General features: G+C 71.9%; 23 protein-coding genes. 14 read left to right on the top strand and 9 right to left on the bottom strand.

The window, feature by feature from the left end; genetic code table 11:
• The first annotated feature begins 144 nt into the window (after window positions 1-144).
• Both ACZ601_RS25250 and purU read left to right on the top strand, forming a co-directional pair.
• Window positions 145-591, top strand: coding sequence for an SCO4402 family protein (locus ACZ601_RS25250; protein WP_024494606.1), 447 nt, complete (start codon window positions 145-147; stop codon window positions 589-591).
• A 28-nt stretch (window positions 592-619) separates the two neighbouring features.
• A complete protein-coding gene (gene purU / locus ACZ601_RS25245) occupies window positions 620-1,498 on the top strand; it encodes a formyltetrahydrofolate deformylase (protein ID WP_469541795.1) in 879 nt (292 codons plus the stop codon).
• A gap of 25 nt (window positions 1,499-1,523) precedes the next feature.
• On the opposite strand, the gene ACZ601_RS25240 is transcribed toward purU, so the two are convergent.
• On the bottom strand, window positions 1,524-2,861 hold the full coding sequence (locus ACZ601_RS25240) for a zf-HC2 domain-containing protein (RefSeq protein WP_469541792.1): 1,338 nt from the start codon (window positions 2,859-2,861) through the stop codon (window positions 1,524-1,526).
• A complete protein-coding gene (locus tag ACZ601_RS25235) occupies window positions 2,858-3,454 on the bottom strand; it encodes an RNA polymerase sigma factor (RefSeq protein WP_440576918.1) in 597 nt (198 codons plus the stop codon). Before ACZ601_RS25235 ends, ACZ601_RS25240 begins: the two co-directional genes overlap by 4 nt.
• Before the next feature lie 402 nt (window positions 3,455-3,856).
• Between ACZ601_RS25235 and ACZ601_RS25230 the strand changes: the two genes are divergently transcribed.
• Both ACZ601_RS25230 and ACZ601_RS25225 read left to right on the top strand, forming a co-directional pair.
• Complete coding sequence (locus ACZ601_RS25230; protein WP_440576921.1) at window positions 3,857-4,225, top strand: STAS domain-containing protein; 369 nt, start codon at window positions 3,857-3,859, stop codon at window positions 4,223-4,225.
• 93 nt (window positions 4,226-4,318) lie between these two features.
• Window positions 4,319-4,840 carry an EF-hand domain-containing protein gene (locus ACZ601_RS25225; RefSeq protein ID WP_440576919.1) on the top strand — a complete coding sequence of 174 codons (522 nt, stop codon included), beginning with the start codon at window positions 4,319-4,321 and terminating at the stop codon, window positions 4,838-4,840.
• 494 nt (window positions 4,841-5,334) lie between these two features.
• Here the strand turns inward: ACZ601_RS25225 and ACZ601_RS25220 are convergent, their stop codons facing one another.
• On the bottom strand, window positions 5,335-6,873 hold the full coding sequence (locus ACZ601_RS25220) for a class I adenylate-forming enzyme family protein (protein WP_469541788.1): 1,539 nt from the start codon (window positions 6,871-6,873) through the stop codon (window positions 5,335-5,337).
• 144 nt (window positions 6,874-7,017) lie between these two features.
• On the opposite strand from ACZ601_RS25220, the gene ACZ601_RS25215 reads away from it, so the two are divergent.
• The 4 genes from ACZ601_RS25215 (at window position 7,018) to ACZ601_RS25200 (ending at window position 11,415) form a co-directional block, all read left to right on the top strand.
• Window positions 7,018-8,211 (top strand): amidohydrolase family protein, encoded by a 1,194-nt coding sequence (locus ACZ601_RS25215; protein WP_469541785.1) that lies wholly within the window; start codon window positions 7,018-7,020, stop codon window positions 8,209-8,211.
• An 11-nt stretch (window positions 8,212-8,222) separates the two neighbouring features.
• Window positions 8,223-9,380, top strand: coding sequence for an acyl-CoA dehydrogenase (locus tag ACZ601_RS25210; RefSeq protein ID WP_469541782.1), 1,158 nt, complete (start codon window positions 8,223-8,225; stop codon window positions 9,378-9,380).
• Between the two features lie 7 nt (window positions 9,381-9,387).
• Window positions 9,388-10,335: an acyl-CoA dehydrogenase family protein gene (locus ACZ601_RS25205; RefSeq protein WP_469541780.1), complete on the top strand. Its 948-nt coding sequence runs from the start codon at window positions 9,388-9,390 to the stop codon at window positions 10,333-10,335.
• Window positions 10,336-10,830: 495 nt separating this feature from the next.
• A complete protein-coding gene (locus ACZ601_RS25200) occupies window positions 10,831-11,415 on the top strand; it encodes an ATP-binding protein (RefSeq protein ID WP_469541778.1) in 585 nt (194 codons plus the stop codon).
• Window positions 11,416-11,487: 72 nt separating this feature from the next.
• Here the strand turns inward: ACZ601_RS25200 and ACZ601_RS25195 are convergent, their stop codons facing one another.
• A complete protein-coding gene (locus tag ACZ601_RS25195; protein ID WP_469541775.1) occupies window positions 11,488-12,414 on the bottom strand; it encodes a cyclase family protein in 927 nt (308 codons plus the stop codon).
• An 83-nt stretch (window positions 12,415-12,497) separates the two neighbouring features.
• Between ACZ601_RS25195 and ACZ601_RS25190 the strand changes: the two genes are divergently transcribed.
• The 3 genes from ACZ601_RS25190 (at window position 12,498) to ACZ601_RS25180 (ending at window position 16,170) form a co-directional block, all read left to right on the top strand.
• Window positions 12,498-13,415: an SDR family oxidoreductase gene (locus tag ACZ601_RS25190; RefSeq protein ID WP_469541773.1), complete on the top strand. Its 918-nt coding sequence runs from the start codon at window positions 12,498-12,500 to the stop codon at window positions 13,413-13,415.
• 509 nt (window positions 13,416-13,924) lie between these two features.
• Complete coding sequence (locus ACZ601_RS25185; protein WP_469541771.1) at window positions 13,925-15,124, top strand: acyl-CoA dehydrogenase family protein; 1,200 nt, start codon at window positions 13,925-13,927, stop codon at window positions 15,122-15,124.
• Window positions 15,121-16,170 (top strand): Zn-dependent alcohol dehydrogenase, encoded by a 1,050-nt coding sequence (locus ACZ601_RS25180; protein ID WP_390085977.1) that lies wholly within the window; start codon window positions 15,121-15,123, stop codon window positions 16,168-16,170. Before ACZ601_RS25185 ends, ACZ601_RS25180 begins: the two co-directional genes overlap by 4 nt.
• A 62-nt stretch (window positions 16,171-16,232) precedes the next feature.
• On the opposite strand, the gene ACZ601_RS25175 is transcribed toward ACZ601_RS25180, so the two are convergent.
• Window positions 16,233-17,225 carry a GlxA family transcriptional regulator gene (locus ACZ601_RS25175; RefSeq protein WP_469541768.1) on the bottom strand — a complete coding sequence of 331 codons (993 nt, stop codon included), beginning with the start codon at window positions 17,223-17,225 and terminating at the stop codon, window positions 16,233-16,235.
• Window positions 17,226-17,340: 115 nt separating this feature from the next.
• Here ACZ601_RS25175 and ACZ601_RS25170 point away from each other — a divergent pair, with 115 nt between their 5' ends.
• Window positions 17,341-17,775 (top strand): ribosomal maturation YjgA family protein, encoded by a 435-nt coding sequence (locus ACZ601_RS25170; protein ID WP_469542210.1) that lies wholly within the window; start codon window positions 17,341-17,343, stop codon window positions 17,773-17,775.
• Here ACZ601_RS25170 and ACZ601_RS25165 read toward each other — a convergent pair.
• Window positions 17,732-18,061, bottom strand: a complete 330-nt coding sequence (locus tag ACZ601_RS25165) for a hypothetical protein (RefSeq protein ID WP_469541766.1) — start codon at window positions 18,059-18,061, stop codon at window positions 17,732-17,734. The genes ACZ601_RS25170 and ACZ601_RS25165 overlap by 44 nt on opposite strands.
• A gap of 235 nt (window positions 18,062-18,296) precedes the next feature.
• Here ACZ601_RS25165 and ACZ601_RS25160 point away from each other — a divergent pair, with 235 nt between their 5' ends.
• Complete coding sequence (locus tag ACZ601_RS25160) at window positions 18,297-19,619, top strand: MFS transporter (protein WP_469541764.1); 1,323 nt, start codon at window positions 18,297-18,299, stop codon at window positions 19,617-19,619.
• A 10-nt stretch (window positions 19,620-19,629) separates the two neighbouring features.
• On the opposite strand, the gene ACZ601_RS25155 is transcribed toward ACZ601_RS25160, so the two are convergent.
• A complete protein-coding gene (locus ACZ601_RS25155; protein ID WP_469541761.1) occupies window positions 19,630-20,253 on the bottom strand; it encodes a flavin reductase family protein in 624 nt (207 codons plus the stop codon).
• Window positions 20,254-20,422: 169 nt separating this feature from the next.
• On the opposite strand from ACZ601_RS25155, the gene ACZ601_RS25150 reads away from it, so the two are divergent.
• Window positions 20,423-20,986, top strand: coding sequence for a Uma2 family endonuclease (locus ACZ601_RS25150; protein WP_469541758.1), 564 nt, complete (start codon window positions 20,423-20,425; stop codon window positions 20,984-20,986).
• A 22-nt stretch (window positions 20,987-21,008) separates the two neighbouring features.
• Here ACZ601_RS25150 and ACZ601_RS25145 read toward each other — a convergent pair whose 3' ends face one another.
• Together ACZ601_RS25145 and ACZ601_RS25140 are read right to left on the bottom strand one after the other, a co-directional pair.
• Entirely contained in the window at window positions 21,009-21,857 is an 849-nt protein-coding gene (locus tag ACZ601_RS25145) for an enoyl-CoA hydratase/isomerase family protein (RefSeq protein WP_440579056.1), read from the bottom strand.
• 136 nt (window positions 21,858-21,993) lie between these two features.
• On the bottom strand, window positions 21,994-24,222 hold the full coding sequence (locus ACZ601_RS25140) for an acetate--CoA ligase family protein (RefSeq protein WP_469541755.1): 2,229 nt from the start codon (window positions 24,220-24,222) through the stop codon (window positions 21,994-21,996).
• Window positions 24,223-24,569: the final 347 nt, after the last annotated feature.

Genomic DNA, 24,569 nt, shown 5'->3' with positions numbered 1-24,569 from the left:
GCCACAGTGTGGTCCGTTCAACGCTCGGTGACATCCGGGTGAATTGCAGGGGGCCGCACGGAGGGCCGGAAAGGGAACGTACGATCGACAGCTGTGCAGCAAGGTTCCGAGAACACTTCCCGTCGCGGCCGTCGCTCCTCCACCATGGGCGGCATGCCGCTCAACGACATTCCGTGGTGGCGCTGGCGCAGCAACGTGCGCTCGGCGCTGCACATGCTCTCCGACCCCGTCTTCCACCACGAGTGCTGGCTGGCCGGCCGGGAGGGATACGGCGACGTCACCGACGCCGTGTACCGACTGGTCGAGGACACCTGGCTCGACAACTGGTCCGCCGAGAAGTACGTCGGCACGGTCTTCCGGGACTCCGGCGAGGCCGCCCTCGTGGACGTCGCCGTGCTGCGGGTGCTGCGCATCATGCACCAGGTCGGCGCCGACGCCCCGGTCTCCGCCTACCTGGAGCACCACGGCTGGCCGGAGGCCGTCCGGGCCGCCCGCGAGGCCCATGTGCTGCTCGCCTCGAACGACGGCGAGGACCCGGACGTACCGCCGCGCTCGCTGGACGTGCTCCGCATCATGACCAGAACGGCCTGAGATCCGGGCGGTGTGGCACCCTACGGGGATGACCGCGCCGCAGCCCGCTGACACCGCCCCCGAGCAGTACGTCCTCACGCTCTCGTGCCCCGACAAAAAGGGCATCGTGCACGCCGTGTCGAGCTATCTCTTCATGACCGGCTGCAATATCGAGGACAGCCAGCAGTTCGGGGACCACGACACGGGTCTGTTCTTCATGCGGGTCCACTTCTCCGCGGACAGCCCGGTGACCGCGGAGAAGCTGCGGGCGAGCTTCGCCGCGATCGGTGACTCCTTCCGGATGGAGTGGCAGATCCACCGCTCCTCAGACCGGATGCGGATCGTGCTCATGGTCAGCAAGTTCGGCCACTGCCTGAACGACCTGCTGTTCCGCTCCCGGACCGGGGCACTGCCGGTCGAGATCGCGGCGGTCGTCTCCAACCACACGGACTTCGCCGAGCTCGTCGCCTCGTACGACATCCCCTTCCGGCACATCCCGGTGACCAGGGACAACAAGGCGGAGGCCGAGGCGCGGCTGCTGGAGCTAGTCCGCGAGGAGGACGTGGAGCTAGTGGTACTGGCCCGCTACATGCAGGTCCTCTCCGACGACCTCTGCAAGCAGCTGAGCGGCCGGATCATCAACATCCACCACTCCTTCCTGCCGAGCTTCAAGGGCGCCAAGCCGTACCACCAGGCGCACGCCCGTGGCGTGAAGCTGATCGGCGCCACCGCGCACTACGTGACGGCCGACCTCGACGAGGGGCCGATCATCGAGCAGGAGGTCGAGCGGGTGAGCCACGGCGTCACCCCGGACCAGCTCGTCGCCATCGGGCGCGATGTGGAGTGCCGGGCCCTGGCGCGCGCCGTGAAGTGGCACGCGGAGCGGCGCATCCTGCTCAACGGCCGCCGCACGGTGGTCTTCCCGTAGGGCCGGGCCGTGTCTCCGGCCGGGCTCAGAGCCTGCTGAGTGAGGCCGCCGCGTAGAGCACGTCCTCGATCGCCTCGCGGTCACCGCGCTGACCGGCCGCCGTCTCCACGGGCGGCACGTGACCCGCGAGCAGCTCGCAGAACTCGGCGCCGTCCAGCGCGACCTGCGCCACCGCGTGGTCCGGGGAGCCGACCGCCGCAGGTGAGTCCAGCGGGATGTACCAGTCGCCGCCGCCCAGGCCCTCGACCTCCAGATGGAGCGAGCGGCCCGGGGAACCGGCCGTCACCAGATCGCGGGCCGGACCCGCGAGCCCGGCCCGCCGCCGCCCGGCCAGAGCGGCGGGCAGCATCCGGGCCGCCAGGTCGATCATCCGGTTGAGATGGGCCGCGGAGGGCGTCTCGTACGGATAGTCCACCGCCCTCGCGATATCGCCGCCGTGCACCCAGCACTCGAACGCGCGGTCCACCAGGGCGTCCTGCAACGGCAGCGCGAAATCGCCGTAGGAGACCGAGAGATCCGATACGCCGCGGCCGGCGAACGACACCGTGCGGATGAGGGTGTGGCTCTGCTCGCGCCACGGCTCACGGACGGCACGGGTCGGCGGCCGTCGCGCCGCCGACCAGTACGTCTCGGTACGGGCGGCCGGCGCGAGGACCGGTCCCGGGCCCCGGCGCGGAACGCCCGGGACACTGTCGGCGAGCGGGTCGTCGAGGCCGAGAGCGGTGCTCACCAGCCCGTCGACCGTCAGGAGGTGGCCGATCACCCCGGCGACCGTCGTCTTGCGGTGGGCCAGGCGCTCGCCCTCGAACCACTTGAGCCGCACCGGGGCGTGCCACTCGGAGGTGCCGATGTCACGCAGCAGCGCGTCGAGACGGGCGGTCTCCGCGTCGTACGGCGCCGCCCAGTCGGGCACCGGGATCTGGGCCGGCCGGCGGCTCAGGCAGTTGTCCAGCACCCGGGTCCGCAGCAGCGGATCGAGATCCAGGCTGCCGTCGGTGTGCAGCAGCCCGACCGCGTCGCGCAGCCGCAGCGCCTCGTCCGCACAGGGCGCGCACTCCGTGAGGTGCTCCTCCACGGCCTCGGTCTCCTCGGTGGAGCAGGCGGCCAGCGCCCACGCCCCGAGGAGCGCCTTCAGCACCCGGTGCGGCAGCACCAGGGCCGGCCGGGTACCGGACTGATCCCGTTCCGGCTGCGGCGGTACGGATTCCGGCTGGGGTACGGGTGGTGGTGGCGTCACGTGATCCATGTCGAAGTCGTCCGCCGCGGCCCGCGGGCCCGGTATCCGACGGGCGCCGCGCACCTCGTCGTCCCGTCCGCCGTGCTCGCGGCCGTCACCGCCCGGCCCTTCTCCGTCGTCGGTCACAGCCGCCGCCCGTATCCGGGCGGCGAGGTGTCCTCAAGGGGCCGGGTATGGGCGGTGGAGAGCAGCTGGAGCCCGAGTCGGAGCCGGCGCCGCGCCTCGTCCTCCGTGACGCCGAGATCGGCCGCGGTCTGCCGGTAGTCCCGGCGCTGTATGTACGCGAGCTGCAGCGCCGCCCGCAGCGGGGCGGGCATGGACGCGACGATGTAGTCGGCACGGGCCGCCGCGGTGGCCCTGCGCACCCGCTCCTCCAGCTCGGCCGGATCCGCGCGGGCCTCGCCGTCCTCCGCGTCCTCGCGGGCCGCCGCGTCCGCGGTGCTGCGGAGCCGGCGCACGGACTGGCGGTGGGTGAGCCGGGCGACCCAGGACCGCATCGAGCCCTGCTTGGGGTCGTAGGCGTCGGGGTTCTCCCACACGTACCCGAAGACCTCCCTGGTCACCAGGTCCGCGGCGCTCTCGTCGTCGAGCATCCGGTGGGCCTGGCTGTGCACCAGCGCGGCGAACCGGTCGTAGAGCTCCCCGAGGGCGGCGGCCTCTCCGCGGGCCAGCCGCTGCTGCATCTTGCGGTCCCAGCGGGGTGGTGCGTTATTGGCCATGAGACCCCCAGCCCTGTGCCCGTGACTCTGTTGCCTGTGACTCTGTACCCCTCGTCACACCGAATGTAGTCGGCCACCTGGATCATGCACGACCTTTGCGGCAACTCCGCCCGCGCGAACGCCCTGGGTGGTAGGGAATGCGGCCCCCGTAGCGACGGAATCAGACCCGAAGTGATCATTTCTGCCTGAAACCCTGCTGGGCCTTCATGGGGGAGGCGGTGTTTCATGGAGTGTGCCCCGGGGCAGCCGCGAGAAGGAACGCAAACTTCCGGATCGCGAATTCCCCGGAATCCCCGGAACGAGAGGCCCAGTCGCGTGACAAAGCCATCCCCTCCTGGACACGGCCTTCCGGCTGCCACGAACCACGCCGCCTGGCTCGCCCCGGAACGTTCCCGCAAGCCACTGAGCGTGGCCGAGAGCGAACAGAGCGGCTGGACCGTGCTGCACATAAGCGGTGAGCTGGACCTGGTCACCTCGCCGGCCGTCCGCCAGTCCGTCCACGACGCGGTGGCCGTCGGCCGCCACGACGTCGTGCTCGACCTCTCCGGGGTCCTCTTCTGCGACTCCAGCGGCGTCGGCGTGCTGATCGCCTCCCGCCGCCTCATGCGCTCCTGCGGGGGCCGACTGCGGCTGATCCTGCCCGCCCGGGGCGCGGAGGACGGCTCCCACGTCAACCGGGTGCTCGCGGCGCTCGGAGTACGCCGGCTGTTCGAGGTCTACCCCGACTGGGACTCCGCCGTGGACGACGCGGCCCAGCCGCTCTCGGCCTGAAACGGTCCGTCCGGCGCCGCCGCCGCCCGGCCTGTCACATCGCTGACGCCGGTAAATGACACGTGAACCCCGTGGGCGTCGTACGCTCCCCGCATGGACAGCGCAGAGTATGAGCGCAAGATCGCATTCCGTTTCGCCGCCTTCGACCAGGACGGGAACGGATACATCGATCGCGCGGATTTCGATGCCGCCGCGGCCCGTCTGCTCACCGAGTTCGGTACGAAGGCCCGCTGCGACAAGGGCCAGGCGCTCTACAGCGGGGCCGAGGCCTTCTGGCAGGGCATGGCGGGCATCGCGGACGTGGACGGTGACCAGCGTGTCAGCCGTGCGGAGTTCGTCGGCGGCGCGGTGAAACGGCTCCGCGACAACCCCGAGCGGTTCGCGGAGATCGCCCGCCCCTTCCTCCGCGCGGCGCTCGCCGTGGCCGCCCAGGACGAGGACGGCGGAGCCGCCGTGCCGGCCGTGGAGCGGGCGCTACGGGTGCTCGGCGCGAGCCCGGAGGCGGCGGCGTTCGGCGCGCAGAGCCTGGACGCCGACCACGACGGGCGGGTCGCGGAGGCGGACGCGGTGGCGGCGTTCTCCGCGTACTTCACGGTGATCGCCCCCGACGCGTAGCCCTCGGCCGGGGGGCGCGCGGGATTTGTACGGGGTTCCGTGGGGTGCGGGCTGCCCCGGCGGACCGGTTCCGTCCTCAATCGCCGGACGGGCTTGAGTGCGGGTCCCCCGAGAGGTTCGCACCGTGCGTGGGTGGGGGTTCGGGGTCCCTCCGGGGCGTCTCCTCAAACGACGAACGTGCGGGGGGTCCGCATTGCGTACCCGGGTCTGTGTTCGTCGTTCTGCGGGGACTCCCCTGCACGCCCCCGAACCCGGCCGTCTCGCGTCTGCAGGCGCGAGTGATGCAGGGGTGGGGACGTGCAGGGGAGTCCCCGCAGAAAATGGCGTACGACCCGGGTCCCTTACGTACCCGGGTGAACACGCCATTTTTGAGGAGACGCCCCGGAGGGGCACCGCCCCCCACCCACCGGGGCAGGCGCACCCCGCGGGGTACCCGCACAAAAGCCCGTCCGGCGATTGAGGACGGAACCCCGCGCCGGAGGACCCCGCACTCGTCACCCCCCGAACCGCTCCCGCAGCCGGTACTTCAGGACCTTGCGGAGCGTTTCGTTGCGGGGGAGGGCGTCCAGGACCTCCAGTTGTTCCGGGAGCTTGTGGACGGACAGGCCCTCGCCGCGCAGGTAGGCCGTGACCTCGGAGAGGGTGAGGGGCGCGGCGCCAGGCGGCTGTTCGAGCACCGCGCAGACGCGTTCGCCGCGCGATTCGTCCGGCAGGCCGATCACTGCGGCGTCGCCCACGCCGGGGTGGCGGGCGAGGAGGTCCTCTATCTCCTTGGCCGAGATGTTCTCGCCCTTGCGGATGATGATGTCCTTGAGCCGCCCGGTGAGGACGAGGTGGCCGCTCGGCCGGAGGTGGCCGACGTCGCCCGTGATCAGGAAGCCGTCCGCGTCGAAGGGGCTCGCGGCGGCCAGGTAGCCCTGGCAGACCGCCTCGCCCCGTAGCCGTACCTCGCCGTCCACCCCGCAGGGCACCCGCTTGCCGTCCTCGTCGGTGATCCGGATCTCCATGCCCTCGGGCGGGCGGCCCTCCGTTCCGGCCAGGTGTTCCACCGTGTCGTCGGGGGCGCCCATCGTGATCATGGGGACCTCGGTCATGCCGTAGCCGTGGGTGAGCTGGATGCCCATCTCGCGGACCACCGCGTGGTAGATCTCCGGGGGTTTAGGGGCGCCGCCGCCCGCGAGGAGACGGAGGGTGGGGATGAGGGGGGTGGCCGGGGCCTTGCGCTGTTCCGTCAGGAACATGGAGTAGAACGCGGTGGAGCCGCCCGCGACCGTCACCCCGTGGAGCCGGTAGCCCGCCAGCGCGTCCTCCATCGCGAAGTGCTCGAACAGGACGGCGGGGAAGCCGTACAGGAGGAGCATCACCGAGTAGTCCGGGCCCGCGACGTGGGCGAACGGGAAGGCCATCGAGCCGACGTCGTCCGCCGAGAGGTGCAGCGCGTGGGCCAGGCAGGAGCCGGCCGCGATCAGGCTGCGGTCGGTGTGCAGGACGCCCTTCGGGTCCGAGGTGGTGCCCGAGGTCCAGTAGATCCAGCGTACGGATGTGCCGTCGGCGGGGGGTGGGGGCAGGACGGCAGGGTCGCCGTCCGGGAGGGTCTCGTACGCCTCGAAGATCCGGGGCGGGTGCGGGAGGCCGGCCGAGAGGCGGGCGGCCATCGCCGCGTGGTCGAAGCCGCGCCAGGTGCCGGGCACGAAGAAGAACTCGGCCTTCGACTCGCGCAGCGCGTAGCCGGTCTCGCGGTCGCGGTAGAAGGGGATGAGCGGGGTCTGCACCGCCCCTATCCGGGCCAGCGCGAAGGACAGCAGCGCTGTTTCCAGCCGGGTCGGCAGCTGCCAGGCGACGACGGTTCCGGGGCGTACCCCCATGTCGTACAGGCCCGCCGCCACCCGCTCCGCGCGGGTGCGCAGCTCGCCGAAGGTGAGTGTGCGGTCGTCCTGGATGAGGAATGGCCCCTCCGGTGTCAGGGCGGCCCGGCGTTCGATGAGCTCCCAGAAGGTGCCCGATGTTCCCAGGGCGTGTGCGGTCTCGTTCACGGCGAACCCCTCACAGCTGACGGGTAGTCAGATTGTGCGGAGAGCGTAGAGCGCTGCGCCTTGTCGGTCCAGGGGTGCGGGGCTAGCCTGAGGGCGACGTCAATCTGACGGGTCATCAGAAATGTGTGCGCCGAAGGGGACACCATGACGGAACTGCCTCGGATCGTCAGCGTCGACGACCATGTGATCGAGCCGCCGCACCTGTTCTCGACCTGGCTCCCGGCGAAGTACCGCGAGCGCGGTCCGCAGCCGCTGACGGCGGGCATCGGTGAGCTGGAGTACACCGGCGGCAAGTACGTCATCACGATGGACCCGGACGGCCCGCCCACCGACTGGTGGATCTACGAGGACCTCAAGTTCCCGTACAAGCGCAACATCGCGGCGGTGGGGTTCGACCGGGACGACATGACGCTGGAGGGGATCACCCGGGCCGAGATGCGGCGTGGGTGCTGGGACCCCGTCGAGCGGCTGAAGGACATGGACCTCAACCATGTCGAGGCGAGCCTCTGCTTCCCCACCTTCCCGAGGTTCTGCGGGCAGACCTTCGCGGAGGCGCACGACAAGGAGGTCGCGCTGGCGTGCGTGCGCGCCTACAACGACTGGATGGTCGAGGAGTGGTGCGGGGACAGCGGCGGCCGGCTGATCCCGCTGTGCATCATCCCGCTCTGGGACATCGGCCTCGCCGTCGCGGAGATCAGGCGGAACGCGGCGCGCGGGGTGCGGGCGGTGACCTTCTCGGAGATCCCGACCTATCTGGGGCTGCCGTCGATCCACACGGGGTACTGGGACCCGTTCTTCGCGGTCTGCCAGGAGACCGGCACGGTCGTGAACATGCACATCGGGTCCAGTTCGCAGATGCCCGCCGCCTCGCCCGACGCGCCGCCCGCCGTCCAGGCCTCGCTCTCGTTCAACAACGCGATGGCCTCGATGATGGACTTCCTGTTCAGCGGGGTGCTGGTGAAGTTCCCGCAGCTCAAGCTCGCCTACAGCGAGGGGCAGATGGGCTGGATCCCGTACGCCCTGGAGCGTGCCGACGACGTCTGGGAGGAACACCGGGCCTGGGGCGGGGTGCGCGGTCTGATCCCCGAGCCGCCGTCCACGTACTACTACCGGCAGATGTTCTGCTGCTTCTTCCGCGACAAGCACGGTGTCGCCTCGCTCGACGTGGTGGGACGGGACAACGCGACGTTCGAGACGGACTATCCGCACGTCGACTCGACCTTCCCGCACACCAAGGAGGTCGCGCTCGACCACGTCAAGGGACTGGACGACGAGACCGTCTACAAACTGATGCGCGGGAACGCGATCCGGATGCTCGGTCTCGACCTCGACAAGTAGGCGCGTGCGTCATGGACCTCTCGTACACGCAGGAAGAGGAAGCCTTCCGGGCCCGGCTGCGGGAGTGGCTGGGCTCGGTGCTCCCGAAGCTGCCGGGGAAGCCGGATCCCGGTGACTGGCCGGGGCGCAGGGCGTACGACGCCGGCTGGCAGCGGCTGCTGTACGACGCCGGGTACGCGGGCCTGCACTGGCCCGCCGACGCGGGCGGCCGGGGCGCCACACCGACGCAGCACCTGATCTTCCTGGAGGAGACGGAGCGGGCCGGGGCGCCCTACGTCGGGGCCAACTTCGTCGGGCTGCTGCACGCCGGGCCCACCATCGCCGCAGAGGGCACCGAGGAGCAGCGGGCCCGCTGGCTGCCGCCGGTGCTGCGCGGCGACGAGATCTGGTGCCAGGGGTTCAGCGAGCCGGAGGCGGGCTCCGACCTGGCCTCGCTGCGGACCCGCGCGGTGCGCGACGGCGACGACTACGTGGTGAGCGGCAGCAAGATCTGGACCTCGCACGCGGAGGTCGCCGACTGGTGCGAGCTGTTGGTGAGGACGGACGCGGAGGCGCCGAAGCACCGGGGCATCAGCTGGCTCGCCATGCGGATGGACGCCCCCGGCGTCACCGTCCGGCCGCTGCGCACGCTCGCCGGCTCCACGGAGTTCGCGGAGATGTTCCTCGACGAGGTGCGGGTGCCCGTCTCGCACCGCGTCGGGGCGGAGAACGACGGCTGGCGGGTCACCATGGTCACGCTCTCCTTCGAGCGCGGCACGGCGTTCGTGGGGGAGGTCGTCGCCTGCCGCCGGACGCTGGACGCGCTGGCGGCGGAGGCGCGCCGGAGCGGGCGGTGGGACGACGCGGTGCTGCGGCGGCGGCTGGGCAGGCTGAACGCCGAGTTCCGGGCGCTGTGGCGGCTCACCCAGTGGAACGTCAGCGAGGCGCAGGCCAGTGGGGGAGTCCCCGGTGTGGGCGGCTCGGTCTTCAAGCTGCGGTACTCGCACGCCCGCCAGGAGCTGTACGAGGCGGCGGCCGAGGTGCTGGGCGCGGGCGACGCCCTCGACCTGGACCGGGAGTGGGTGCTGGACCGGCTCTCCTCGCTCTCGTACACGATCGCGGCCGGTACCTCGCAGATCCAGCACAACATCGTCGCCGAGCGGATTCTCGGCCTGCCGAAGGGGCGGTGAGCGGACAGTGGACTTCCAGCTCTCGGACGACCAGCGGGCCCTGCGGGCGGGGATGCGGGAACTGCTCGCCGGCCGGTTCGGCAGGGACCGGATGCGGGCCGCGCTGGACGGTGGCGGGGGAGTCGGTGGTGCGTTGTGGCGGGAGCTGGGCGCGGCCGGGCTCTTCGCGCTGCGGCTGCCGGAGACGGCGGGCGGCGTCGGGCTCGGGCTGCCCGAATCCGTACTGGTGTTCGATGAAGTGGGGCGGTGTCTGCTGCCCGGACCGCTGATCGCCACCCAGCTGGCCGCGGGGGCGGTGCAGGGGGCGGCGGAGGGTGAGGCGGTGGTGGCCCTGGCGGAGGCCGGGCGGCCGGTGGGGCACCTGGCGGCGGCCGACGCGCTGCTGGTCCTCGACGGGGACGCGGCCCGGCTGCTGAGCGGCGGGGCGCTGCGGCGGCTCGTGGGCGAGGCCGAGCCCGTACGGTCGCTCGACCCCGGCACCCCCCTGTGGCGGGTGCCGGGACCGGACGGGTACGAGGGCGAGCCGCTGCCCGACGGGGCGCGGCTGCGTCGCGAGGGCGCCCTGCTGGCCGCAGCCGAGCAGCTCGGCAGCGCCGCCCGCAGCCTGGAGGCGGCGGTTCAACACGCCCGTGCGCGTGAGCAGTTCGGAGCACCCATCGGCTCCTTCCAGGCGGTCAAGCATCTGTGCGCCGGAATGCTGGTGCGCACCGAGACGGCCCGTGCCGCCGTCTACGCGGCCGCCGTGACGGCGGACCCGGTGGAGATCGCCGGGGCGAAGCTGCTGGCCGACGAGGCGGCCGTCGGCAACGCCCGCGACTGCCTCCAGGTGCACGGCGGCATGGGCTTCACCTGGGAGGCGGATGTCCACCTGCACCTGAAGCGGGCCTGGCTGCGGGCCGGGCAGTGGCTGACGGCGGCGGACGCGGAGGAGGCGCTGGCCGCCGGTCTGGGCTGATCCGGGGCGGCCGGACGCCCGCTGCGTGCGCCGGACGCGAAGAACCCCTGAGGTTCACGCTGCGCAGTGACGCAGTGCAGTCGGTAGCCACCGATACCGGCTTGTGTCCTTTGCGTGATTCGTCACGGGGTGGAGTCGGCGCCGGGCTCGGGTACGCTCCGTGGGATGCGAGTGGTTCTGGAACCTGGCGATCCGGATGTGGCCTGTGCGGCTGCTCCGGTCCGCGAGAGGTGCCCTGCTCGTGATCCACTCAGAGGGGCCGGGCCTGCCGGGGAAACGTTTCCCGGGGTTTTCGTGGCCGCCGGGCGCCTCTGTTCGACTCTCCGCAGCGTGCGTCGCACAGTATGCACCACGCGTACTCCTTCGCGCTGGAATATGCCCGAAGCGCTTGTTGCGGTGACTGTACGTCAACCATGCTGTCTCGTAAGGGAATCACGTTCCGTGACCCTGAGGAGGCGCGAGGCGATGTGTCCGCCGGTTCGGATGGTGTGAGCGGTGCAGGTGCTTCAGGTTCAGTTGGAGGTCGGGGCCGACCCCGCGGAGGTCGGGCGGGCCCGCAGATGGGCGCGTTCGAGGCTGCTCGGGTCCGGGATAAGAGACGACGAGCCGCTGGCGGAGACGCTCATCCTGCTGATCTCCGAACTCGTCACCAACGCGGTCGTGCACACGGGCTGTCCGGCCGTGCTGCGCATGCTGTTCGGCTCGACGGGGGCGCCGGGTAACGCCGGGACCGTACGCGTCGAGGTGGCCGACACCAGCTGCCGCCCGCCGCAGCAGCGGCACGCGGAGGGCGAGGACACCGGCGGCCGGGGCCTGGAGCTGGTCGACGGCCTGGCCGACCGCTGGGGCTGGCAGCCGGAGGGCGCCGGCAAGCGCATCTGGTGCGAGGTGGACCGGAGCATTCCGGTGATCCAGGTGCAGATGCAGCCCTGCGCGCATGGGGCGGGTGGGCACGGTGCCGAGGTGTGCGGGTCCGGCGGCTGCGACGCCGTCGGACGCGAGGCAGTCGGGCGCGACGCCGTCATGCGCGAGCCGGGTGGAGCGTACGAGCCGTCGCACGCGGTCACCCATCGCGCATAGGTTCGCCGCCGTCCGGTCCCGCCGGCGCGGGGCGTCGCCCCGCGCCCGGCCCGGCGCCGCGTCGGCCGCTGCTCAGAAGACCGCGACCGGGGCCACCGGAGTGCCGGTGGCGCCGACGAAGGGCTCCGGCATCGCGGAGAGCAGGAAGCCGTAGCGCTTCGACTCCGCACAGGCTGTGGACAACTGCTCCAGATTCCAGTTCTGGCCCTGGAGCATGCCCATCTCGACCAGATCCAGCGCGTGCACGCCCAGCCACAGATCGTCGATCTCCGGCGGGAAGATCTCGAAGGTCAGCGTGTCATTGGCGACCGCGGCCACATCCCGGGCCCGGAACCACTCGGGCGTCCGGATCGAGAGCCCCGGTGACGGATAGCCGTACGCGTGTCTGTCCCCGGCCAGATAGACCTGCACCTGTCCGGTCCGTACGAGCACGATGTCCCCGGACCGCACCCGCACCCCGGCCAGTTCCTCCGCCGCGTCCAGGTCCTCCGGGGTGACGGCGTGGTCGCCGGGCAGCCTGTCCACCCCGTGGGCGCGGGCCACATCGAGCAGCACCCCGCGCGAGACGATGTGCGGGGCCTTCTCGATGCCGCTGAACCTGGCTCCCTCGTGCGGGGTGATGCTGTCGGCCGGGCGGCCGTTGTAGATCTTCCCGGAGTGCGAGACGTGGGTGAGGGCGTCCCAGTGGGTGGCGGTCTGGAGGCTCAGGACCGCGGTGTCGTCGCTGGTCGCGACGGTGCCGGGGCCGAACAGCTCCTGGTTGATCTGGACCATGGTGTGCAGCGGGTTGATCCGTCCCTGGATCAGCCCGCTCTGCACGCCGTCCTGCTTGAGCGGCAGCGCGAGCGGCACCCTTCGCCCGGTGCGGACGGTGGCCGCCGCCTCCCGGACGACCTCGTCGGTGATCAGGTTGAGCGTCCCGATCTCGTCGTCCGCGCCCCAGCGGCCCCAGTTGTTCACGCGCTTGGCGACGTCGTGGAACTCGTCCGGCAGTGACATGGAGCCTCCTGGGGCTTGTGCCGGTGGACCTGATGACCCATAGAATCTAACGGTCCGTCAGAAACCGCGGGAAGGGGCCGGGCATGGGGAACTTCTTGGCAGGCAAAGTGGTGGCCGTCACGGGTGCCGGACGGGGCATCGGGCGGGCCGTCGCGATCGCCGCGGCGGCCGAGGGGGCGAGAGTCGTCGTCAACGACTACGGCGTCTCCATCGAGGGCGGCGAACCCGCCAGCGAGATAGCCGAGTCCGTCGTCAAGGAGATCGTGGCGGCGGGCGGCGAGGCGGTCGCGGTGGCCGACGACATCTCCACCATGGCCGGCGGACAGCGGGTCGTGGACACCGCGCTGGACCGGTTCGGGCGCATCGACGGGGTGGTGTGCGTGGCCGGCATTCTGCGCGAACGGATGCTGTTCAACATGTCCGAGGAGGAGTGGGACCCCGTGGTCGCCACCCACCTGAAAGGCACCTTCACCGTTTTCCGGGCCGCGTCCGCGGTGATGCGCAAGCAGGAGGGCGCGGGCACCCTGATCGGCTTCACCAGCGGCAACCACCAGGGCAGCGTGGCCCAGGCGAACTACAGCGCGGCGAAGGGCGGGATCATCTCGCTGGTCCGCAGCGCGGCGCTGGGCCTGCACAAGTACGGAGTCACGGCCAACGCGGTCGCCCCGGTGGCGCGGACCCGGATGTCCGCCAACGTACCCATGGAGCTCAAGGAGATCGGTGAGCCGGAGGACGTGGCCGCGCTCGTCGTCTACCTCCTCAGCGACCGGGCCCGCGCGGAGAGCATCACCGGGCAGGTGTACACCATCGCGGGCCCCAAGATCGCGGTCTGGGCCCAGCCGAGGGAGCTGCGCGCGGGGTACGCGGAGGGCGAGGCCTGGACCCCGGAACGCATCGCGGACTTCCTGCCCGGGACGGTGGGCACGGACCCGATGCCGATGCTGGCGCAGCTGGAGGCGATGGCAGAGGCGGCGCGAGCCGCGAAGCGGCCGAATTCGTAGCCCGGTGCGCTCTTCCCGCCGGTCCGGCGGTGTCCACTTCGCGCCCCTTCCGGCGGGGCGGCGCCCACGTCTCGCCCTTCCGGTGGGGACGGTGGCCACGCCTCGCCTTTCCGGTGGGGCGGCGCCCACTTCAAGCGCCTTCGTCGGTTGGGGAGCGAGTTCGGCGGGGCAGCCCCCATTTCAAGCCTCCTCGGCGGTTGGGGGGCGAGTCCGCGGGGACAGTCCCCATTTCAAGCCCCTCCGGCGATTGAGGAGCGGGGGTGCGGGGGCGGAGCCTCCGGGGCGCTGCCCCGGACCCCGGTCCTCAATCGCCGGACGGGCTTGAAATGGGCGCCGGGCCCCGGGCAGCCGGACGGCTTGAAATGGGCGCCGGTCTCCGGACAGCTGGACGGGCTTGAAATGGGCGCCGGTCTCCGGACAGCTGGACGGGCTTGAAATGGGCACCGGCCCCGGACAGCCGGGCGGGCCCGCGATGGGTGCCTCCACCCCCGTAAACGAAAGGACGCACCGTGGACTTCACCTTCGGCCCCGACGACGCCGCGTTCCGCGAGGAGGCCCGCAGCTGGCTGGAGGGCCACCTCGTCGACGCGTACGCGGCGGGCATCGGCACCGGCGGCCCGGGGAGCGAACACGAGGGCATCGCCGTCCGCCGCGCCTGGGAGCGCGAACTCGGCCGGGGCGGCTGGATCGGCCTCGGCTGGGAGGACGGCGGCAAGGCGGCCGGCAGCCGGCGGCGGGCCACCCTCACCCAGCAGGTCGTCTGGGCCGAGGAGTACGCCCGGCTCCGGGCCCCCGCCCGCGTCGGCCACATCGGGGAGAACCTGCTCGCCCCGACCCTCATCGCCCACGGCAGCCCGGAGCAGCGCCGCCGCTTCCTGCCGCCCATCGCGCGTGGCGAGGCCCTGTGGTGCCAGGGGTACAGCGAGCCGGGCGCGGGTTCGGATCTGGCGGGGGTGCGGACGGCCGCCGTACGCGATCCGGAGCGCGGCGGATACCGCGTGACCGGGCAGAAGGTCTGGACGTCGCTCGCCCGGGACGCCGACTGGTGCTTCGTACTGGCCCGTACCGAGCCCGGATCGCGGCGGCACCACGGGCTGTCGTTCCTGCTGGTGCCGATGGACCAGCCGGGCCGGATCGAGGTGCGGCCGATCCGGCAGATGTCGGGGACCAGCGAGTTCAACGAGGTCTTCCTCGACGGGGCGCACGCGGCGGAGGTGGTCGGCGGCGAGGGCAACGGCTGGGCCGTCGCCATGGGTCTGCTGGCCCTGGAGCGCGGCGTCTCCACGCTCGTCCAGCAGATCGGGTTCGCCGCCGAGCTGGACCGGGTCGTCCGGGCGGCCGTCGACAGCGGCGCCACGGAGGACCCGGTCCTGCGCGAGCGGCTCGTCCGGCAGTGGGCCGAGCTGCGGACCATGCGCTGGAACGCCCTGCGCACCCTCGGCACCACCGGCGACCCCGGCGCGCCCAGCGTCGCGAAACTCCTCTGGGGCGGCTGGCACAAGCGGCTGGGCGAACTCGCCGTGCAGATCAGGGGCGCGGCCGGAGCCGTCGGCCCGCACGACTGGTCGCCCGCCGCCCCGTACGAGATCGACGAGGCACAGCGCCTGTTCCTGTTCACCCGGTCCGACACCATCTACGGCGGCTCGGACGAGATCCAGCGGAACATCATCGCCGAGCGCGTGCTCGGCCTACCGAGGGAGCCGAGATGAGAGGCGTCGTCTTCGACGGCAAGCGGACCGAGGTCGTCGACGATCTGGAGATACGTGATCCGGGTCCCGGCGAGGTGCTGGTCGCGGTGGCCGCGGCAGGACTCTGCCACAGCGACCTGTCGGTGATCGACGGGACGATCCCGTTCCCGCTGCCGGTGGTGCTCGGGCACGAGGGCGCGGGCGTGGTCGAGGCGGTCGGGGCCGGAGTGAGCCATGTGGCGCCCGGCGACCACGTGTCCCTGTCCACGCTCGCCAGCTGCGGTGCCTGCGCCCAGTGCGACCGGGGCCGCCCCACGATGTGCCGCAAGGCGATCGGGATGCCGGGCAAGCCGTTCTCACGGGGCGGGAAGCCGCTGTACCAGTTCGCGTCCAACTCGGCGTTCGCCGAACGGACCCTGGTCAAGGCCGTGCAGGCGGTGAAGATCCCGGCGGACCTGCCCCTCACCTCGGCGGCCCTGATCGGCTGCGGAGTGCTGACGGGAGTCGGAGCCGTACTGAACCGGGCCAGGGTCGACCGGGGCGAGAGCGTCGTCGTGATCGGCACCGGCGGCATCGGGCTCAACGTGATCCAGGGCGCCAGGATCGCCGGAGCGCTGACCATCGTCGCCATCGACTCCAACCCGGCGAAGGAGGCGGTGGCCCGGCAGTTCGGCGCCACCCACTTCCTGACCTCTGCCGAGGGCGTCAAGGAGATCCTGCCGCACGGCGCCGACCACGCCTTCGAGTGCGTGGGCCGCACCGAGCTGATCCGTACCGCGATCGACCTGCTCGACCGGCACGGCCAGGCGATCCTGCTGGGCGTACCGGCGGCGACGGCCGAGGCGTCGTTCCTCGTCTCGTCGATGTACCTGGACAAGTCGATCCTCGGCTGCCGCTACGGCTCCTCGCGCCCGCAACGCGACATCGCCCTGTACGCGGAGCTGTACCGGGAGGGCCGGCTGCTGCTGGACGAACTCGTCACCGAGACCTACCCGGTGGAGGACTTCGCCAAGGCGGCGGACGACGCGCACCACGGGCGGGTGGCACGGGGGGTGCTGGTGTTCTGAGGATGCTCTGAGGGTGCTCTCTCCGAGGATGCTCCGAGGGTGTTCCGTGGGCGGGGAGCCGCTCAGCAGCGGTCTCCCGCCGTTGCCCGGAACGTCCGGCGGTACCCCGTCGGGGACACTCCCAGCGTCGCCTGGAGGTGCTGCCGCAGCGACGTGGGCGTGCCGAAACCGGCGTCCCTGGCGACCTGGTCGATCGACAGGTCGGTGGACTCCAGCAGCTGGCGGGCCCGCTCCACCCGCTGCTGGGTCAGCCACTGGACCGGGCTGATCCCGACCTCCTCACGGAACCGCCGGGTGAACGTCCGTACGCTCGTCGACTCCTGCTGCGCCATGTCGCGCAGCAGGATCGGCCGTTCCAGCCGCCCCAGCGCCCAGGCCCGTGCGGTGGTCGTGCCGGCGAGCTGGGCGTCGGGGACCGGGCGCTGGATGTACTGCGCCTGGCCGCCGTCGCGGTGCGGCGGTACGACGGTGCGCCGGGCGACGTCGTTGGCGACGGCGGTGCCGTGGTCGCGGCGCACGATGTGCAGGCAGAGGTCGATCCCGGCGGCGACCCCGGCGGACGTCAGGACGTCGCCGTCATCGATGAACAGGACGTCGGGGTCGACCCGCACCGCCGGGAACAGTGCCTGGAAGTGGTCTGCGGAGGACCAGTGAGTGGTGGCGGGACGCCCGTCGAGGTATCCGGCGGCGGCGAGGACGTAGCCGCCGGTGCAGATCGAGACCATCCGGGTGCCGGGCCTGAGGTACGCGAAGGCGGCCGCGAGTTCGTCGGTGAGCCGCCCCTCGGTGTAGACGGGGCCGAGCTCGTGGCTGGCCGGGATCACCACCGTGTCGGCGGTGGCCAGGGCCTCCGGGCCGTGCTCGACCGTGATCGTGAAGTCCGCGTCGGTGTGGACGGGACCGGGTGCGCGGACCGAACAGGTCACCACTTCGTAGAGCTTCTCGCCCCGGTTGAGCGGCTCGGAACCGAGTGAACGGCCGAATATCCTTTGGGGGATGCCCAGTTCGAAGGACTGCAGCCCATCGAGGGCGAGAACGACGACTCGGTGCGGCACCGTGGACTCCCTTCACCCACTAGCTGGTATAGACCATAAGCTGATACATGTCATCGGTGTGAAGGAAAAGTCAGCCGACCACGCGCGCATTTCCGCCGTGGACCGCGAGAACGCCGTGCGTGACGCGTCGCCCGCATCCCCCGCTTCCCCGTACCGGCGCCGCTTCGTCGCGGCGGGGGCGGCCGTGGTCACGGTCGCGGCCGGGCTCGGCGTCCGTACCGTCGCGGACGGGGACCTCGCCAAGTACGCCGGGGACGCGCTCTACACGGTCCTGATCTGCGCCCTCGTCGCGCTGTGCGCACCCCGCGCCCGGCCGGCCGTGGTGGCGGTCACGGGGCTGGCGGTCAGCTGGGCCGTCGAGCTGCTCCAGCTGACCGGGGCGCCCGCGGAGCTGTCCCGGCACAGCGCGGTGGCGCGGCTGGTGCTGGGCTCGACGTTCAACGCGCCGGACCTGCTCTGGTACGCGGTGGGCGCGGCTGCCGTCTGGGGCGTGCACGCCGTGGCGGTCACTTCTCGCGTGCCCGGTCCTCGGCCAACTGCATCTCGATGACCTGGTGGATGTGTGCGCTGGTCTGCCGGCGCACACTGCCGCCGATGAGCAGTGCCGCACCGAAGACCGACAGTGGCACGGACAGGGTCAGGAGGGTGATCAGCTCCGGCAGGTCCGTGATCCGCTCGCAGTTCGAGACGGTGCTGTAGCAGTACGCGTCGGCCTGATCGGCCAGCAGGAAGGCCAGCCAGATCCACAGGACGCAGGCGGCGAACAGCAGGGCGACGCCCCACCCCTGCATCAGTGCGGACCGATGGTGGAATCTCTGACGTGCGACCCAGTGCATGAGGTACTCCGAGGATGTGGATGCTGCGGTACGGGCCTGTCCGCGTGAAACGGGCCGCCGAAGCAGGTGAGCGTACGCGCTGCGTCAACCGGCACCTGAGGCGGGCCGGTTGACGCAGCGCGGCGCGTCCGCTCACCGGTCCGTTCCGGTGCCGGGCCGGGAGCCCGATTCGTCATGGCCCGATTCCTGCGAACAGTGTCCCTCGGGCCACTCGTCGGGGAGGGGCGGTGGCCGGATGCTGAGTGACGTGCCCCAGACAACGAAATCCTCCGCCCCGGGCGCCCGCCGGCGGACCGCCTCCGAGGCGCGGCCCCAGCCGCGTATCCACCGCGCGTGGATCGTCGCCGCCGTCACCTTCGTGACGATCATCGGCGGCGCGGCCTTCAACTCCCTCCCCGGGCTGCTCATCGACCCGCTCCACACGGAGTTCGACTGGTCGCGCGGGCAGATCGGCCTCGCGGTCTCCCTCGACATGGCGCTGTACGGGCTCACCGCGCCGTTCGCGGCGGCGCTGATGGACCGGTTCGGCATCCGCCGCGTCGTGGTCGTCGCGCTCAGCGCGGTCGCCGCCGGGGCGCTGGCCAGCGTCTGGATGACGGCCGCCTGGCAGCTGATGATCTATTGGGGGCTGCTCGTCGGCCTCGGCACCGGCTCGATGGCGATGGCCTTCTCCGCGACGGTCACCAACCGCTGGTTCGTCGCCCGGCGCGGCCTGGTCACCGGCATCCTCACCGCGGCGGGCGCCTCCGGTCAGCTGGTGTTCCTGCCGCTCTGCGCCTGGATCGTCGACCGGCACGGCTGGCGCCCGGCCTCGGTGACCGTCGCGCTCGCCGCCCTGGCCGTCGTCCCGTTCGTCTGGCTCCTGATGCGCGACCACCCGGCCGATGTGGGCCTCGCCCCGTACGGCGGGGAGTACGCGGACAAGCCCGCACCCGCCAGAGGCGTGGCGAGCCGGACCCTGCGCGTCCTGTTCGACGCCGCCCGCACCGGGCCGTTCTGGCTGCTGGCCGGGACCTTCGCGATCTGCGGCGCCACGACCAACGGCCTGATCCGTACGCACTTCGTGCCCTCGGCGCACGACCACGGCATGCCCATCACCGCCGCGGCCTCGCTGCTGGCCGTCATCGGGATCTTCGACATCATCGGCACGATCTTCTCGGGCTGGCTCACCGACCGCTTCGAAGCCCGCCGGCTGCTGGCCGTCTACTACGCGCTGCGCGGGATCTCGCTGCTGTTCCTGCCGATGCTGATGGCACCGACCGTGCACCCGCCGATGGTCTTCTTCATCGTGTTCTACGGGCTGGACTGGGTCGCCACGGTCCCGCCGACGCTGGCCCTGTGCCGGGAGCGGTACGGCGAGGACAGCGCGATCGTCTTCGGCTGGGTCCTGGCCTCGCACCAGGTGGGCGCCGCCCTGGTGGCGTTCCTCGGCGGGGTCGCCCGCGACCACTTCGGCTCGTACGACATGGTCTGGTACGCGTCCGGGGCGCTGTGCGCGACGGCGGCGCTGATGGCGCTGGTGATCCGGCGTGGTTCGGCGTCCGCCGCCGTCCTGTGAGCGGGGGCGCTCAGCGGCTGAAGCGCCCGAACGCCCCCTGGTGGAAGAGCAGCGGCCCGTCCCCGACCCCGCCCTCCGCCGCCCCCAGCGCCTCCACCCGGCCGACCACGATCAAGTGGTCGCCGCCGGTGTGGACGGCCTGGATGCGGCAGTCGACCCAGGCAGGCACGGAGTCCAGCAGCGGCGACCCGGTCGCGGGAGCGGGGGTATGGCTCACCCCGGCGAACTTGTCGGCCCCACTCACCGCGAACGACCGGCACAGCGCGCCCTGTTCCGCCCCCAGGATGTTGACGCAGAAGGCCCCGGCGCGGGCGATGCGCGGCCAGGTCGTCGACGTACGGGCGACCATGAACGTGACCAGCGGCGGGTCCAGCGAGAGCGAGGCGAACGACTGGCAGGCGAAACCCGCCGGACCGGCCGTGCCGCCGGGACCGTCCGGATCGTGCGCGGTGACGATGGTGACCCCGCTCGCGAAGTGCCCCAGCACCCGGCGGAACTCGTCCGGATCCACGGGCAGCCGCTCGTCCTCCGCGACGGCCCGCAGGGCCGGGCGCGGCAGCGGATCGACCGGCACCGGAGCGACGGCCGTCGCGGCGCCGACGGACCTGAGGTAGCGGACGGCGGTTGCGGCCATGCCTGCGTGTCCCATCACTCCTCGATTAGAGCTGACGAGGCGTCAGATGGGAAGGGCGGGAGGGCCTCCGGTCTTCGCAGGGCGCTCCGCCGCCCGTCGCCGCGACGACACGTGGTTCGGTGGCGGCTACGCTGAGTCGTCAAGGATCGACCGGTCGAGAGGCGGCGCGATGACCAGTGCGCCCGGCTACGGCCAGGACATCGGCTCCGAGCGTGCTCTGAAGTTCGCCGTGCAGCGGTTCCGCGGGGACCGGGTCCAGGTCATCGAGGGGATCATCGAGCCGGTCTCACCGACCTGGGACCACCAACGTGCGGCCCGAGTGGTCCGCCGGCAGATCGAGGACCGTGTCGATGAGCTGGGGTGTGTCGAAGGCTCCGGGAATCTGGACCTGCCCGGCTCCTCGAACTGGTACGTCCCCGACATCGCGGTGGTCCCCGAGGCGCTCGCCAGGGGCGGCGGGGCGCTGCTCCCCGACCAGACGCTCCTTGTCGTGGAGGTCACGTCCGAGTCGAACGCGGAGACCGACCGGGTCGTGAAGCGCCGCCGGTACGCCGAGTGCCGGGCGCCCCTGTACCTCTTGGTCGACCGGATCGAGGCCAGCGTGACGTTGTTCTCCGAGCCGGGGCACCTGGGCTACACCCGGGTGGACGGTCCGCACCCGTTCGGGGCGGTTCTGCGGCTTCCGGACCCGTTCGGCCTGGACCTGGACACGAGCGGGCTGTCATCGCCGTGAGCCGTGATCCGAACGAAAGACCTTAGATCCCTCGGTACTTCGGTGCCCGCCGTTCCACGAAGCTCGCCACGCCCTCGTTGGCGTCCTGCGTGGTCATGTTGATCTCCTGGGCCATCGCCTCTGCGGCGAACGCCGTGGCGCGGTCGGCGTCCAGCGAGGCGTTGACCAGCTGCTTGGTGAGGGCGATCGAACGGGTGGGCCCCTCGGCCAGCCGCTGGGCCCAGGCCCGCGCGGTCGCCGCCAGCTCCTCGTCCGGCACGGTCCGGTTGACGAGTCCCAGGCGCTCCGCGTCCCGGGCCGGGAGCGAGTCCCCGAAGAACATCAGCTCCTTGGCGCGCTGCGGCCCGACCAGCCGGGGCAGCAGGTACGCGCCACCGCCGTCCGGTACGAGGCCGCGGCGCACGAACACCTCGATGAACTTCGCGGACTCGGCCGCCAGCACCAGATCGCAGGCGAACGCGAGATGGGCCCCGATACCGGCCGCCGTTCCGTTGACCGCCGCGATGACGGGCTTCTCGCAGTCCAGGACGGCGGCGATCAGGCGCTGGGCGCCGAGCCGGATCGTCCGGGCGACATCGCCCGGCACCCGGTCGCCGGAGACCGGGGCGCCCCGCAGATCGGCCCCGGCGCAGAAGCCCCGGCCGGTGGCGGTCAGGACGACGGCCCGGATCCCGGGGTCGGCGGAGGCCTCCGCGAGCAGCGCGATGACGCGTTCGCGCTGGTCCCAGGTGACGGCGTTCATCGCCTCCGGGCGGTTGAGGGTGATCGTCGAGACGCCGTTGTCAGTGGCGTGGAGTATCAATGAATCAGGCGATCCGGACGGGTCGTGCCGGCCGCTGCGGTCGGTGGTGTCTTCGGGGGAGGACGGCATGAGGCAGCTCCTGAGCAGGTGTCGGGTCGGGGGGCGGGGCAGTGGGCGGGTTCGGTGGCGGCTTTGGCCGGCGCGTTGGCGGGCGCGGCGGTGGCTTTGGTCGGCGCGGCGGTCAGCGCGTTGCCCGGCGCGTTGTTCAGCGGCAGACCGCGAGTGCGTCCAGCGCCACCGCGCCCTGCCCGCGACCCAGCACCATCAGCGGGTTGATATCCAGCTCGGACAGGTCGTCGCCCAGTTCCAGCGCCATCCGCTGCACCCGCAGCACCACTTCGACGAGCGCGTCCACATCCACCGGCGCCCCGCCGCGCACCCCTTCCAGCAGTGCCCGGCCGCGCAGTTCGCCGAGCATCGCCCGTGCCTGGTCCTCACTGAAGGGCGGCACCCGCACCGCCGCGTCGTGCAGCACCTCGACCAGAACGCCGCCGAGCCCGACGGTCACGGTGGGGCCGAACAGCGCGTCCTGCGTGACGCCGACCATCATCTCGACGCCCCGCTCGATCATCTGGCAGACCAGGATTCCGTCCAGCTCGATGTCCTCGTAGCGCGCGATGTCAGTCAGTTCGCGGTAGGCGTCCCGCACCTGGCTGGCGGAGGTGAGCCCGACCTTCACCAGGCCCAGTTCGGTCTTGTGGGCCAGCCGCGCGCCGGAGGCCTTCATGACGACGGGGTAGCCGACCAGCCCGGCCGCCCGGACGGCCGCCGCGGCGCTGGTCACCAACTGCTCGCGGGGCACCCGGATTCCGTACGCCCGCAGCAGCTGCTTCGCCGCGTGCTCGCTCAGCTGGTGGCCCGGACGCATCAGTGCCTGCGCCTTGCGGAAGGAGGGCGACGGCGTGCGCGGCGCCTCGTCGAAGGGGGAGCGGTAGGAGGCGGCGAAGCGGTGGTGGTCCAGATAGGCCTTCACCGCGGTGATGCAGTTGCCGAAGGTGCGGAAGGTGGCGACGCGCGAGGAGCCGAGCAGCGTCGTGCGGTAGGCGTCCTCGGTGCCGACCGGCGAACCCCACACCACGCACACCAGCTTGTCCGTGGCCTCCGCCGCGTCCACCAGGTCCTGCGCGAGTTTGTCGCTCATCGGCGGGAAGGGGCCGGTGATCGGACAGATCAGCACCCCGACCGAGGGATCCGCGAGTATCGCGTCGATGATCTTCCGGCCGCGCCAGTCACCGACCGGGTGCCCGCCGTTGTCGACCGGGTTCGCCACGTTCAGGTAGTCGGGTATCCAGGTGTGCAGCTCGGCCTGCTTCTCCTCGGAGAGGACCGGGATGTCCAGGCCCGCCGCGGTCGCCAGGTCGGAGAAGTGCGCGCCCGTGCCGCCCGAGATCGAATACACCACGACCCCGTCGGCCAGCGGCTTGCGCGCCCGCGCCAGGAGGGCGGCGGTGTCCTGGAGTTCGTCGAGGCCGTCCACCCGGATCACGCCGAACTGCCGCATCGCCGCGTCGACGACCTGGTCGGCGCCGGTCAGCTTGCCGGTGTGTGACGCGGCCATCCTGGCCCCCGTCTCCGTCCGCCCGACCTTGACCGCCACCACCGGGACCCCGGCGCGGGCGGCCCGGTCGGCGGCGAGCAGAAAGGAGCGCCCGTCCTTGAGCCCCTCCACGTAGCAGGCGATGGCCCCGACCTCGGGTCGCTGGGAGAAGTACGAGATGAAGTCGGAGGTCTCCAGATCCGCCTCGTTGCCCGTGGGCGCCCAGTGCGAGAGCCGCACGCCCAGCTCCTGGAGGGTGTAGACGGGGCGCCCCTGGTGGCCGGACTGGGTGATCAGTGCGATCGCCGGCCCCTCCAGGTCGTCCCGGAACTCCTCGAAGGCGTTGAGGTTGGTGTTCGGCCCGAGCAGCCGCAGCCCCGACCGCTCCACCGCGGCTGCCAGCCGGGCCTGCGCGGCGGCGCCCGCCGCCCCGGTCTCCGCGAAACCGGACGCGAAGGCGACGGCGAACTTCACCTTGGCGTGCGCGAGTTCCTCGATCACCGGGAGCGGGTCACCGACCAGCAGTACCGCCAGATCCACCTGTTCCGGCAGTTCGGACACGGAAGGAGAGCAGGCCCGCCCGAAGACGGACTCCCGCGTGGGGTGCACGGGATACAGCCGCGCCCCGACCCGCTCGGCCCAGGCGATCAGCTGCCGGGTGATGCCGGTATTGGGCCGGCCGTCGGTGTCGGACGCGCCGATGACAGCCACGGACTCCGGCCGGAAGAACCGGTCCAGATCCGGGACGGCCGCGTGCAGCGGACGGCCGCTGACGTCGAGACCGCCTTCCGCGGCGGCGGCCGTCATGCTGTGGACGGCGGCGTGCGGCTCCTCGCCGCAGGCCACCACCCTGGCGCGGAAGTCGGTGGTGAGGGTGCCGTGAGTCGATCCAAGCATCGTTCCGCCCACTCCTGCTCGAAGGTCCCCGGCGCTCGCGCGGCCCGGCCGGCGCCAAAAGCTGACGCCGTGTCAGGTTACTGAACTGACGGCCCGTCAGGAATGGTCGTGCAGGCAAAGGCTGAGAGTGGCGGTTCCGCAAGCCCCGACGCCGCATCGAAACGGGGGGCGAGCCCCTGTCGCCGGCCCCACCCCCCGCACCCAGCGCTACCCACCACCAGAGGCACCCACCCCACCCCACCCCACCCGACCCCTCCCCGCATGACGACCGACGGCCGACCCGGGGCCGTGCAGGGGAGTCCCCGCAGGGCGCCGAACAGATACCCGGGGTCTCCCCGCGTACCTGC

The organism is Streptomyces sp. NPDC104307 (assembly GCF_055584045.1).
The sequence above is the reverse complement of the archived record's forward strand: the minus strand, read 5'-3'. Positions and strand labels throughout refer to the sequence as shown.